Origin of the sequence: Glutamicibacter sp. JL.03c (genome assembly GCF_025854375.1) — a bacterium.
Lineage (GTDB): Bacteria > Actinomycetota > Actinomycetes > Actinomycetales > Micrococcaceae > Glutamicibacter.
Genome location: NZ_CP107575.1, coordinates 304,652 through 316,834 on the forward strand (window position 1 = coordinate 304,652; position 12,183 = coordinate 316,834).

At 62.6% G+C, this 12,183-nt stretch carries 11 protein-coding genes; 4 read left to right on the forward strand and 7 right to left on the reverse strand.

Features of this window, described 5'->3' with window-relative positions; translation table 11 throughout:
• Positions 1 to 7: 7 nt before the first annotated feature.
• The 4 genes from OF385_RS01445 to OF385_RS01460 all read left to right on the forward strand — a co-directional run bounded on the left by OF385_RS01445 (position 8) and on the right by OF385_RS01460 (position 4,003).
• Positions 8 to 1,309, forward strand: coding sequence for an ATP-binding protein (locus OF385_RS01445; RefSeq protein ID WP_264276648.1), 1,302 nt, complete (start codon positions 8 to 10; stop codon positions 1,307 to 1,309).
• Between the two features lie 21 nt (positions 1,310 to 1,330).
• Positions 1,331 to 2,947 carry a hypothetical protein gene (locus tag OF385_RS01450; RefSeq protein ID WP_264276649.1) on the forward strand — a complete coding sequence of 539 codons (1,617 nt, stop codon included), beginning with the start codon at positions 1,331 to 1,333 and terminating at the stop codon, positions 2,945 to 2,947.
• A gap of 139 nt (positions 2,948 to 3,086) precedes the next feature.
• Positions 3,087 to 3,455: a hypothetical protein gene (locus OF385_RS01455; RefSeq protein WP_146277481.1), complete on the forward strand. Its 369-nt coding sequence runs from the start codon at positions 3,087 to 3,089 to the stop codon at positions 3,453 to 3,455.
• A 44-nt stretch (positions 3,456 to 3,499) separates the two neighbouring features.
• On the forward strand, positions 3,500 to 4,003 hold the full coding sequence (locus OF385_RS01460; protein ID WP_264276650.1) for an SRPBCC family protein: 504 nt from the start codon (positions 3,500 to 3,502) through the stop codon (positions 4,001 to 4,003).
• Positions 4,004 to 4,006: 3 nt separating this feature from the next.
• On the opposite strand, the gene OF385_RS01465 is transcribed toward OF385_RS01460, so the two are convergent.
• From OF385_RS01465 to OF385_RS01495, 7 genes are all read right to left on the reverse strand, one after another.
• Entirely contained in the window at positions 4,007 to 4,759 is a 753-nt protein-coding gene (locus OF385_RS01465) for a polysaccharide deacetylase family protein (RefSeq protein ID WP_264276651.1), read from the reverse strand.
• Between the two features lie 137 nt (positions 4,760 to 4,896).
• Positions 4,897 to 6,192 carry an MFS transporter gene (locus OF385_RS01470; RefSeq protein ID WP_264276652.1) on the reverse strand — a complete coding sequence of 432 codons (1,296 nt, stop codon included), beginning with the start codon at positions 6,190 to 6,192 and terminating at the stop codon, positions 4,897 to 4,899.
• A gap of 125 nt (positions 6,193 to 6,317) precedes the next feature.
• On the reverse strand, positions 6,318 to 6,596 hold the full coding sequence (locus OF385_RS01475) for an HPr family phosphocarrier protein (protein WP_022875374.1): 279 nt from the start codon (positions 6,594 to 6,596) through the stop codon (positions 6,318 to 6,320).
• A gap of 52 nt (positions 6,597 to 6,648) precedes the next feature.
• Positions 6,649 to 8,331, reverse strand: coding sequence for a phosphoenolpyruvate--protein phosphotransferase (gene ptsP, locus OF385_RS01480; RefSeq protein ID WP_264276653.1), 1,683 nt, complete (start codon positions 8,329 to 8,331; stop codon positions 6,649 to 6,651).
• Positions 8,328 to 10,325, reverse strand: a complete 1,998-nt coding sequence (locus OF385_RS01485; protein ID WP_264276654.1) for a fructose-specific PTS transporter subunit EIIC — start codon at positions 10,323 to 10,325, stop codon at positions 8,328 to 8,330. Before OF385_RS01485 ends, ptsP begins: the two co-directional genes overlap by 4 nt.
• Positions 10,322 to 11,302 (reverse strand): 1-phosphofructokinase family hexose kinase, encoded by a 981-nt coding sequence (locus OF385_RS01490; RefSeq protein ID WP_264276655.1) that lies wholly within the window; start codon positions 11,300 to 11,302, stop codon positions 10,322 to 10,324. Before OF385_RS01490 ends, OF385_RS01485 begins: the two co-directional genes overlap by 4 nt.
• The gene (locus OF385_RS01495; RefSeq protein ID WP_264276656.1) at positions 11,299 to 12,075 is read right to left on the reverse strand and encodes a DeoR/GlpR family DNA-binding transcription regulator; all 777 of its coding nucleotides are present in this window, start codon (positions 12,073 to 12,075) and stop codon (positions 11,299 to 11,301) included. The genes OF385_RS01490 and OF385_RS01495 overlap by 4 nt, the downstream gene beginning before the upstream one ends.
• Positions 12,076 to 12,183 lie beyond the last annotated feature (108 nt).

Genomic DNA, 12,183 nt, shown 5'->3' on the forward strand with positions numbered 1-12,183 from the left:
TGGTCAGATGAAGTCCGCCAGCAACAACTCGCAAGAGTGGAGCTCTCGCATCATGAATGATCCCCTGATCGCCAGCCTCTTGCGCGCCGTGGAAGCGGCGCCGGGGGAACACGAATTGCGCCTTCATCTGGCCCAGCAACTGCATCGGGCCAACCGTGCCGCTGAGGCTCTGGCGCATATCAACATCGTGGTCCAAAACGACCCCGGAAATGCTGCCGCCTTGCAATTGCTCGGCCAAGTCAGCGCAGCGCTCATGGGCGGCGCGAGGGAAGAACCAGCTCCCGAACCGGCTTCAGCCACGCCGCAAAACACCGAGCAACCAGGCTTTGACTGGGACGCGGCGGCGCAGCAATTCGAGCAGTCCGTGCCAGCGCCCTTTGCAGAACCCGCAATCCGGATGGGCGAGAGCACGGAAACCGTTGCCCCGGTAGAGCCGACGGGCCAGCGCATCACCCTGGCCGATGTAGGCGGCCTTCAGAACGTCAAGGACCGGCTCAATGAATCGTTCCTGGCGCCGATGCGCAACGCCGCCATCGCCAAGGCCTTTGGCAAATCCCTGCGCGGCGGGCTGCTGCTCTATGGTCCTCCGGGGTGCGGAAAGACCTTTGTGGCCCGTGCTGTGGCTGGCGAGCTCCAAGCCAACTTCATGGCTGTCACCATGACCGACATTCTCGATTCTCACATCGGAGAAACCGAAAAGAACATCAAGGCCATCTTCGATCAGGCCCGCAGCAATTCGCCAACCGTTCTCTTCCTTGATGAGGTAGATGCCCTGGGCTTGCGCCGGGGGTCTTTGACCGGCAGCGCCTCGTGGCTACGCCAGATGGTCAACCAGCTTCTCCTGGAGATGGATTCGCTCTCCTCGAATAATGATGGGCTCTACGTACTCGCCGCGACCAACCATCCTTGGGATTTGGATGAGGCCTTGCTGCGTCCTGGCCGCTTGGACCGTGCCGTGCTGGTCACTGCGCCGGACCTGCCAGCGCGTGAATCCATCCTGCGCTTTCACCTGGAGCGCCGCCCGATCGCCGGTATTGATCTGAAATGGATTGCCGAGCAAACTGACGGATTCTCCGGAGCGGACCTGGAGCATTTGTGCACCACCGCGGCCGAGAAAGCCATGATGCAGTCCATCGAGCGCAATGAAGTGCTGCCCGTGGATATGACGCATATCCACACAGCCATGAAAGAAGTGAAGCCATCGACCCTGCCATGGCTGGAATCGGCTCGCAATGTCGTGCGCTTCAGCAACGAGAACGGCCGATATGACGAGCTGGCTGATTACCTGGTCGCCAGGAAACTGCTCTAGCCCAAGCAGGAAAGGCGCCGCATGGAATTTGACGTCCTCTACACCAGAATCAGCCACTACCTGGCGACTGGCAGGGAAGCCGAAGCCATCAGCCTGCTTAAGGATAATCTCAACGAGTATCAGCAGGTTGCCGGATTCTGGATGCTCTATTCTGCCTGCCACCTGAATATGGAACAGTGGGACGAAGCCGAGGCCACCGCACGGGCGGCGTTAGGGCTGAACCCTGAACATCCAGTAGCCGGAGAACAACTGGCGGTCGCGCTCTCCAGGCTGCACCGCCGCGATGAAGCCTTGGCGACGATCCAGCAGGTCATTGCCGTGGAACCGGAGTATGCTCGTGGTCATCACCTGCTGGGAATGATCCTGCTGGGAAATGTGCAGAATAATGACGAGCGGATCCTGGCACGCCAGGCCACCGAACATGCGCTGATGCTGGAGCCGGAAAACCCTGACTTCTATCAAGGCGCCGCACTCGCAGCCGATATGGCCGGGGACCAGCGCAGCGCGCTGAAGCACCTCGAGGCAGGACTGCGCATCGACCCGCATCACTGGGGCCTTCTGCGTTCAGCCGGAAGCATCGAGCAAGGCCACAAGATCGTGGGGGACCACGGCCAACTGCTGCGTGGCATGCTGGCCAGCGACCCCATGAATGAAAAGCTGCACGAGGACTACGCAGTGAACTTCCTCGCCAAGCAGGCGGTTTATGCGAACCGTTGGTGGCTGTTCATTCCTCTTCTTGCGGCCGTCTCTTCTTTCGGGGTTGGTGCCAGCCTGCCGGTGCTCCTTATCGCTATTGCGCTGGTGTCACTTTGCGCCGGGCTCTTTGCCTGGTGGAATATCAGCACCTTCAAGAAGACCGTGAAGTCCCTCCCAGCTGGATATATCAAAGATATTCATGCCCGCTTTCCGAGCCTGCCCAAAGCCACCCGCGCATACCAGATCAGCTGGAGCGCAGCCGTCATCGGAGCGGTTGCAGGTTGCTTTGCTCCAGTGGCGGGAGCGATCATGATGATTCTTGGTGCCGCGACGGGCCGGGTAGGCGCGGCGCTGATCTACCGGGAGATTTCGGGCCCTCCGAAAGATCGCCAGGACCCTGAGGATCGCCGGATACACCTGGTGCGCCTGAGCGGTGGATACGCTGCTGGGTTCTGGAAACGTGTCCTATTGGTATTGGCTCATCTGATTCTTTTTGGCGTATGCATGGCGCATCCCAGCCAGCTGGCCGCAGTGCCCCTGGGATCGGCAGGACTTGGCCTCTTGGTCATCGGCGCAGTCCTGGCATATTGCCAACTCCGCTTGGGATTCACGGATAACGCCTTCGCGTACGGGCTCGCGGTGAGCTCCTCAGCAAAATCGAGGGGATTCGCCTTGCTCCGGGGCAACCTGGGCGGACTGTACTTCATTGCCGTGCATTTGGTGTTCGGGCTCATCGCCTTCGCAGTGTCCCTCACGCTGCTCGGTGGCATCCCTCAGCCCTCAGAGGATTCAGTCGGCCCCGTGGACGATGGGCCTGGCGGGCCGGTCGAGCTGACGCCCGAACAGCTTGACCAGCTGACCAGATCACCTGCACCGAAGCTCGATGACTTCAGCTTTTCACCTATGCCTGATCTGCTCGACGTCCCTTCTCTGGATCAGTAGCAGCCGCCGGAAATCGCGCGGTCGAAAAGATCACAATCCAACCGAAGTTTCTGTCTTGGCATGCTCGCCCTGAAGAAATAAGATGAATTGCTACCGAATTACATGAAGCAAAAACCCCGACCACGAGGTGGATAATCAGATGGCAATGATGAGCGAAGAGCTCATTGAGCAGTGGGCTGACGCAACCGCTGAAATCTACAATGAGTCCTTGACTGGCATCAACCTGAGCCGTCTGCCCGAGGCAGTGGCTCAGTACGTCGAACTTTTTGCGCAGAGCGAGAATCTGACGTTTAACGAAGATGCCACCCCCACCGATTACTTTGAGCATCACCCATTCGTTGCGGTGACTGCAGTGCTTAACAGCCCTGAGGCCCTGGAGGTCTTGGACGGAGATGCGCAGGACGCGCTGGATTCAATGGCTGACTTCACTGAAGCCTGGTACAACTTCGACCTTGAGCAAGAACCGGAGTTGGGCATTTCCGAGGCAGACGACGAAGAAGACTGGTAAACACCAGTAGCGCAATTGACCGGCGCCAGGCAAAGAATTGCTTGGTGCCGGTTTTTGTCTACCCGAATCTTCTGAAAGCTATTCCCATTAACCGGCGAGAGTGCAACGATTCCGGTATGAGCCAGTTCAGTGTTTTTGAAAGCACCGTTCTCATACATCTTCCGGTGCACCGCGTCTGGGAATTGCTCACCGACTGGGCAGCAGCTCCCTTGTGGATCCATGGGATTGGTTCCATGCATTCAGATGACCCCGAATTGAAGGTGGGCACCAATCTGGTCTATAGAGTCGCAGGCCACGAACGGGCCTACCGCGTTCATGAACTCATCGATAATCGATTGCTCATTCTCCACACCTCAGAAAATCCGGACGGACTGTCCTACCGATACGATCTCAAAGACGACGCGGGGTACACCGAGGTGGTGCTGCAAGTGGCGATCATCAATCCTGATTTGAGCGTGGAACAGTGTGAAGAACTCGCGGCGAACGTTCGCGAAAGCGAGGGGGACAAGCTGGACCAGCTGCGTCTCTATGCTGAACAAGCACCCTGATCACTACTGCTGCGCCGGATCGTGCGGAGCCGATGAATACACCACGGAATTCTCCATTTCCCCAGCGAAGAGCTGGTCCACAGTCACCGGGGCATAGCCCTTGGCTCGCAACTGCGACACCATTTCGGGAATGGCCTGGACGGTGGTCTTGCGAGGATCATGCATCAGGACAATGGACCCCGGCCGGACCGCATCCATCGTGACCTTCACGATCTTTTCGGAATCCTTCAACCGCCCATCATGGGAATGGATGTCCCAAAGCACCAGTGGGTAAGGGACTAGCTGATTGTGAGCCGTGTCGTGATGCCCTAGCGGCGGCCGGAAAACGCTGGGGCTCCGTCCCGTCGCCTTTTTGATGGCTGCATCGGTGCGTTCCAGCTGTTGTTTCAGCTGTTGGGCTGACAGCTTGGTGATATCCGAATGGTCCCAGGTGTGGCTGCCGATCTGGTGGCCTTCATTTGCCATGCGCTGGAGCGTGCCGGGGAGCTTTTGGACCTTGCTTCCAATGAGGAAGAACGTGGCAGGGGTTTCGGTGGCCTTCAACGTATCCAGCAACTCATCGGTGAACTGATCCGGGCCATCGTCAAATGTGAGCGCGACGCAGCTCTGCACGGAACAATCAATTTGTTCGCTGGCGGACTGGCTGGGAGATTGGGCCTGCGGCTCTGCCCCGGTGGGGGCAGAGCAGGACGCGGCACTTGTGGCGCCAAGCAGTGCCATGGCAAGCATGATCCAGCGGGAAAGTTGTCGGCTCATCTTTCTAGTGTTATCCGAGGTGGCGAGATTGGTACAGGGCGCCACAGCGGTTGGGCCGAAAATTCCCCAACCGTTCAACTGCGGTGCGCGGGGATGCGAGAGCAAGCCGAGGAGTGAACCTCGGCAATGGCCCGGGTTCACCCCTCGCTAATGGGCAAGGGCTCGTCTACCAGCGGATGTTCCACTTCGTCGCGAGCGAACTTTCCAGCCCACCACGCGATAATTCCGAAGACTGGCGAGGCGAGGCCCGCGATGACAAATATCGACGGCAGGCTCAGAACCTGGGTGAGGGGTCCTGCGACCGCCATGGACAGCGGCATCAACGCCAGCGAAACGAAGAAGTCGAGGCTGGAAATCCGGCCCAGCAACCGGCTGGGCACCCTGCGTTGCAAGAGCGTTCCCCAGATGACCATGCCCACCGCATCGGTGATGCCGAAGGCCAAGAGGATGATGAACAGCATCCATGCTTCATCAACATAGCCGACCAGGGCCAAGGGCAGGGTGCCCAGGCACCAGCAAGCGGTCATCAAGCTCAGATAGCGGCGCGGAAATTTAGCCGAGGCAATCAGCAATGAACCGAGCGCTGATCCGATGCCGAAGAACGCCAAGGCGAAACTGAAAAGTTTCGCATCGCCGTGCAGGTGGTCGCTGACGATAAAGGGCAACAGCACTTCGAAAGGACCGATGAAGGTGAATACGGAGATGACCGAAAACAACAAGGTCCATAGCAGCCAGCGGGTGTGCACGGTGTAGCCGACACCCTCGCGCAATTGGCGGACAATGCCCGGTTTCGCTTCGCCATCAGCGACCGCTACGGCGTTGTAGGCTTCCCGGTTGGGAATCCTGCGCAGCATCAGCAAGGCGGACAAATGCACCAAGGCCACGCCGATGATGGCGTGGGCCGGTGACAGTGCAGCGACGAGGAATCCGGCGGCCATGGGACCCAGCGCGGTATGCACCACGGGTCGCACGGTCCCTTCCAGCCCGTTGGCGGCCAGAAGCTGATCGCTGGGCAGCATCTTGGGCAGCAATGCAGAGTAGGACGGATAGAAGAATGCTGATCCGGCGCCCATGAAGAATCCGGCCACCATCAGATGCCATAGTTCCAGGGCGCCGGAAATTGCGAGAATCGCGGTGATGCTCATCAGGGCAAAGGAAAAGGTCTCCACCAGCAGCACAATGCGACGGCATGAATGCCGGTCTGCCATGATGCCGCCGAACAGCACGAAACACAGCAGGCCCGCGGCGTTGGCGGTGGCGACCATGGACAGTTCTACCGGTCCGCCGTCCAGCCGGCGTACCTGGTAGACCATGGCCACGCTCCACATGCCCGCGGCAAAGGTCGAGAAAACAAGGGCGCTGGCCAGCAGGGCGTAATCGCGGATGGCGAAGGGCTTGATGAGGCGCAGCGCAGAGGTCTTGAGCGCGCTCATGCAAACTCCTACGTTAGTGCGTGAATATCATCATCCGCCAAGTGATTGGGTTCTGTCAATCAGTATTTTAGACACAAAAACGGGGAACAAGCCGTAGCTTGTTCCCCGGATTTTTGAGCTAAGAATTACTCAGCGTCGTGGTCGGTCTCCAAGATGGTGACCAGCTGGTCAAGGGCAGCTTCTGCGCCCTCGCCCTCGGCACGCAGCACCACGGTAGTGCCGTGCTCGGCACCCAGGCCCATGAGCGAGAGGATGCTCGAAGCGTCCATGGCCTCGTCCGCTGGCTCGCCTTCCAGGGCGATGGTGACCTCTACCGGAAGCTCTGCTGCCGCTTCGGCGAAGATGGCCGCCGGGCGGGCGTGCAGGCCGACGCGGCTGCCGATGATTGCTTTACGTTCTGCCATGATGGCTCCTTCAGGATCTTGTGATCGGTCGTTGAGGATAAATTCTAGTGGCCTACAGGCCGAAGCGGTCCAGCTCGCTCAGCTCGGCGCGCACGGCGCTGCGGGCCAACTCGGCAGACGGCGCATCCAATGCCAGCTTGGCCAGGCGCTGGGCCTTGGCGAAGTCCACGGTCTGCAGTACTGCGGAGACCGGAGCCAACGCGCGCTTGTTCATCGACAAGGTGGTGACACCCAGGCCCACCAGGACCACGGCTAGCGCAGGGTCGGCTGCGGCCTCGCCGCACACGCCCACCGGCTTGCCATCGGCGCTCTGCGCGCCCGCGGTAGTGGCCGCGACCATGTGCAGCACCGCTGGCTGCCATGGGTCGTTGAGCTCGGCCAAGGTGCCCAGCTGGCGGTCCGCGGCCATGGTGTACTGGGTCAGGTCATTGGTGCCAATGGAGACGAAGTCACAGCGCTGCAGGATCTGGCCGGCCAGAATTGCGGCCGAAGGAACCTCGATCATGGTTCCAGCGGTAGCCAGGCCAGCGGCCCGAGCCATCTTTGCGAAATCCTCAGCCTCGGCCGGGGTGGAGATCATCGGGGCCATCACCCAGACATCCGCCTCGTGCTCGCTGGCCGCCTGCGCGATGGCCTTGAGCTGGCGCTCCAGCACACCGGGGCTGGACAGGTCGGTGCGGTAGCCGCGCACACCCAGCGCAGGATTCGGCTCGCTGGAGTCGGTCAGGAAAGGCAGCGGCTTATCCGCGCCGGCATCCAGGGTGCGAACCACCACCTTCTTGCCGCCGAAGGCAGCAAAGACAGCGCCGTAGGCGGCAACCTGCTCCTCATGGGTTGGTTCCTTTTCCTTGCCCAGGAAGCAGAACTCGGTGCGCAGCAGGCCCACGCCCTCGGCGCCGGCTTCGGCGGCCAGCTGGGCATCGTCGCCGCTGCCCACGTTGGAGAGCAACGGAACACGGTAGCCATCGGACAGCTCGCCGGTGCCCGAGAAGTCCGGAAGGACCTCGCGGTTGGCGTAGGTGGTGGCCAGGTGCTCTTCGGCTTCGCTGGGGTCGGTGATGACCTGTCCGTCGATGCCGTCAACAAAGACATAGTCCCCGTCGGCCAGCTCGGTGGTTTCCGGGGCGGCAACGATGGCCGGCAGCCCCAGCGAGCGGGCGATGATCGCGGTGTGCGACTGCGGTCCGCCATCGGAGGTGACCAGGGCCAGCACCTTGGCGGGGTCCAAGGTGGCGGTGTCCGCTGGTGCCAGATCCACGGCGGCCAGGATGAATGGCTCATCCGAATCCGGGATGCCTGGAGCAGGGACTCCGCGCAGTTCGGCCACGATGCGGGCGCGCACGTCGAGCACGTCGCCGGCGCGTTCAGCCATGTAGCCGCCCAGCGCGGTGAGCTGGGTGGCGACCGCGTCAGCGGCCTCCCAGATCGCCGATTCGGCGCAGGTGCCGCCAGCGACCAGCTTGGTGGCGGACTTGATCAGCGAGCGGTCGCTGGCCATCAATGCGGTGGCCTTCAGCACGGCCTGCGCATCTCCGGTGGCCAGCGCTGCGCGCTCCTTGAGCCCGGTGGCCACGGACTTGGAAGCCTCGGCCAGACGCTGGGTTTCTTCCTCCGGGCTCACGCCCGCCGGCAGCGGCGCGCCATCTGCCGGTGGAAGGATTGGTTCAGGCATGCGGCGGACGTGTCCGATGACGCGTCCAGCGCTCACGCCTACTCCGGTGAACTTCTTGCTCATGCTGCGACCTTTGCCGGTTCAGCGGCTCCCGCTGGAGCCTTGCGTACGTACTTCTTCAAAACGATGACCAACACTGCTGAGATAACCGTACCAATCAAGGTGGCCAGCAGGAACAGCGGCCAGGTGTTGTTCATGGCGAAGAAGACGAAGATGCCGCCGTGCGGGGCCTGGCTGATCACGTGGAAGCTCATGATCAGCGAACCGGTCACGCCCGCGCCCACCATGGAAGCCGGGATCACGCGCAGCGGGTCGGCTGCGGCGAAAGGAATGGCGCCTTCGGAGATGAATGCGGCACCCAGCAGCCAGGCGGCCTTGCCATTTTCGCGTTCGGCTTCGGTGAACAGCTTGGAAGCGACGGTGGTGGCCAGGGCCAGGGCCAGCGGCGGAACCATGCCGGCGGCCATCACGGCAGCCATGATCATCATCGGGGCCGGGTTATCTGCCAGCGAGGCGGTGCCCAGGCCGGCCACGGCGAAGGAGTAGGCCACCTTGTTGATCGGGCCACCGAGGTCGGCAGCCATCATCAGGCCAAGGATCAGGCCGAGCACTGCTGCGGCGGCGCCGGACATGCCCGAGAGCCAGCTGTTCAGCGCTTCGGTGAGCTTGGCGATCGGTCCGCCAAGGAAGAGGAACATCAGACCCGAGGCGATGATCGAGCCCAGCAGCGGGGTGATGACTACCGGCATCAGGCCGCGCATCCAGCGCGGGACATTCCAGGAGCCGATCCAGCGGCAGGCCAAGCCTGCGATCAAACCGCCGACGATGCCGCCGATGAAGCCGGCGCCCATGAAGCCTGCCACCGCACCGGCGGTGAAGCCTGGGGCGATGCCCGGACGGTCGGCGTAGGCGTAGGCGATGTAGCCGGCCAACGCCGGGATCAAAAAGCCCATGGAGAGGCTGCCGATCTTGAACGCCACCGCGCCGATATAGGCCATGAAGCCGGCATCTGGCAGGTTGAACAGGGTGTTCTCGGCCAGGTACTTGTCGGCCGCATCGGTGATGTCGTAGCCGCCAAAGAGGAAGCCGAGGGCGATGAGCAGGCCGCCACCGGCCACAAACGGAATCATGTAGGAGACGCCGGTGAGCAGCGCGCGCTTCAGCCCGGCGCCGAAGGACTCGTTGTCCTTGTTCTCCTCGGTGCTTGCCGCGGCGCCTGCGGGAACGCGGCGCGCCTGCGGATCCTCGGAGGCAGCGATGGCGTCGTTGATCAGCTTTTCCGGCTCATCGATGCCGCGCTTGACCGGAACCTGGATGACCGGCTTGCCGGCGAAGCGGCCGCGGTCGCGCACATCCACGTCCACCGCGAAGATCACGGCGTCGGCGGCATCGATGACTGCCGGGTCCAGCGGGGTCGAGCCCGAGGAGCCCTGGGTTTCCACCGCGAAGTCCACGCCCATGTCCTCGGCGGTCTGCGCCAAGGAGTCGGCGGCCATGTAGGTGTGGGCGATGCCTGTAGGGCAGGCGGTGACGGCAACGATCGACTTCTTCTTCGGAGCGCCTGCGGTTTCCTCGGCGGCCGGAGCCGGAGCAGCGGCTGCCGGCTTGTCGGCAACAACCTCGCGGACCAGTTCCACGATCTGCGCTGCGCTCTGCGCTTCACGCAGCGCGCCGGTGAAGGACTTCTTCACCAGCGCGCGGGCGAGCTTGGAGAGCAGCTTCAGGTGGGCCTGGTCGGCGCCATCCGGGGCGGCGATGAAGAAGACCAGGTCAGCTTCGCCGTCCTTGGCTCCGAAGTCGACCGTCGGGTTCAGGCGGGCCATGGCCAGGGTCGGCTCGGTCACCGCGGCCGAACGGCAATGCGGGATGGCGATGCCGCCGGGAACGCCGGTGGCGGTCTTGGCTTCGCGGGCCTTGCCGTCGGCGGCCAGGGCACTGGCATCGGTGGCACGGCCCTGTTCAGCTACCAGCGAGGCCAGCTTTTCGATGACTTCACTCGTGCTGTTGCCCAGATCGGCATCGAGCAGCACGAGCTCTGCGGTGATTAGTTCACTCATGACTCGGTTCCTTGCGTTGGAGTAAGTTCGTGGACGGTGACGGCGTCAACGGTGAGATCGGATTCGGTCGGGATGGTGGAGCCTGGCAGCTGCGTGGCGGCAGCCCCGTAGGCGACGGCGTTTTTCAGCCGTTCAGGGGCGCTGGCCCCTGCAACATCTGCCAGCAGGTAGCCGGCCAGCGACGAGTCGCCGGCCCCCACCGTGCTGCGCGGGGTGATCGGGGTGTGCGATCCGTGCCAGGCGCCATCGACGGTGACCAGCAGGGCGCCCTTGGCACCCAGGGTGGCCAGGACCGCGCCGATGCCCTTGGCCAAAAGCTTGTGCGAGCATTCGGTGGCCAGCTCTACCGAGCCTTCCAGCGCTTCCTCATCGCAGCCGCCGACCAGTTCAGCCAGTTCTTCGGCGTTGGGCTTGATCAGGTCCGGGATGTGCTGCGCGCTGTGCGCGAAGAGCTCGATCAGCGGAGCGCCGGAGGTGTCCACCGCGATCTTCGGGCATTTCTCGCCCAGCTCGGCGCGAAGCCGTGCGGTCAGCTGCGCGTAGAAGTCGGCGGGGACGGAGGGCGGCAGCGACCCGGCCAGCACCAGCCAGTTGGCTTCGGCGGCCGCCTGGGCGACCAGCGCGCTGAGCTCGGCCAGCTGGCCGGCATCCAGGCTCGGCCCGGGCTCGTTGATCTTGGTGGTGGTTCCATCAGGATCGGTCAGCGTGATGTTGGTGCGCAGCGGCTCGGTGATCGACAGGGTGCGGTGGGCCAGCTTGTCGCTGGACAGCGCGGTGATCAGCGGGTCGGTGCTGGCCCCGGGCAGCACGGCCAAGGTCGGGACGCCGGCCGCGGCAATGGCGCGGGAAACGTTCACGCCCTTGCCAGCTGCCTGCACATGGCTGGCGGTGGCGCGCTGCACGGCGCCGTGGGAGAGCGGTTCGCCCAGTTCAATGGTCTTATCCAGTGCCGGGTTGACGGTCAGGGTCACAATCATGCGATCACCACTTCTACATCGGCGGCTTCCAGGGCGGCCGCAAGTTCTTCACCGGGCTGCTGATCGGTCACCAGGGTGTCTATGGCATCCAAGGCGGCAAAGCGGACCAGGGTTTCCTGGTCGAACTTGGAGCTGTCGGCCAGCAGGACCACGCGGCGTGCGCTGGTGACCAGCGTGCGCTTCACGGCGGCTTCCAGCGGATCGGGGGTGCTCAGGCCGAAGCCTGCATGCAGTCCGTTGGTGCCGATGAAAGCGATGTCTGCGCGGTGGCGGGAGTATTCCTCAACGGTCTGCGCTCCGGAGGTGGCTCCGGTCAGTCCCCGGACGCGTCCACCGATCAGTTCGAGGGTCACCGCCGTGCTTTGGACCAAGACCGAGGCGATGGGCAGGGCGTGGGTGATGACGACCAAACCGGCGCTGGCGTTGGTGCGCAGCATGCGCTCTGCGAGGAATTCGGTGGTGGTGCCGGCATCGATGATGACCGAGGCATCCGAAACCGGCAGCAGGCTCAGGGCACGCTGGGCGATGCGGGATTTGGCATCGGCGTGGATGGCGGTGCGCACCAAGTGGCTTTCCTCGCGGGTGCTGGCTTCGGTGGTGGTGACCGCTCCGCCATGGACACGGCGCAAGAAGTTTTCCGATTCGAGTTGGGCGAGGTCGCGGCGGACCGTTTCCCGGGTGATTTCAAAGCGTTCGGCGAGCTGGGCGACGGTGACTTTCCCGTCCTTCTCAAGCTGCTCGACGATCAGCCGGTGTCGTTCTTCGGCGAACATTTCCTGCCTCCGGGATTCCTCATGACGTGCACCACATGAATCTGTGTTTCCATGACTTTATGCCCGATTGTGTGGTTGGGTCAAGTGAAATGCGGGAGAATTTTTGGG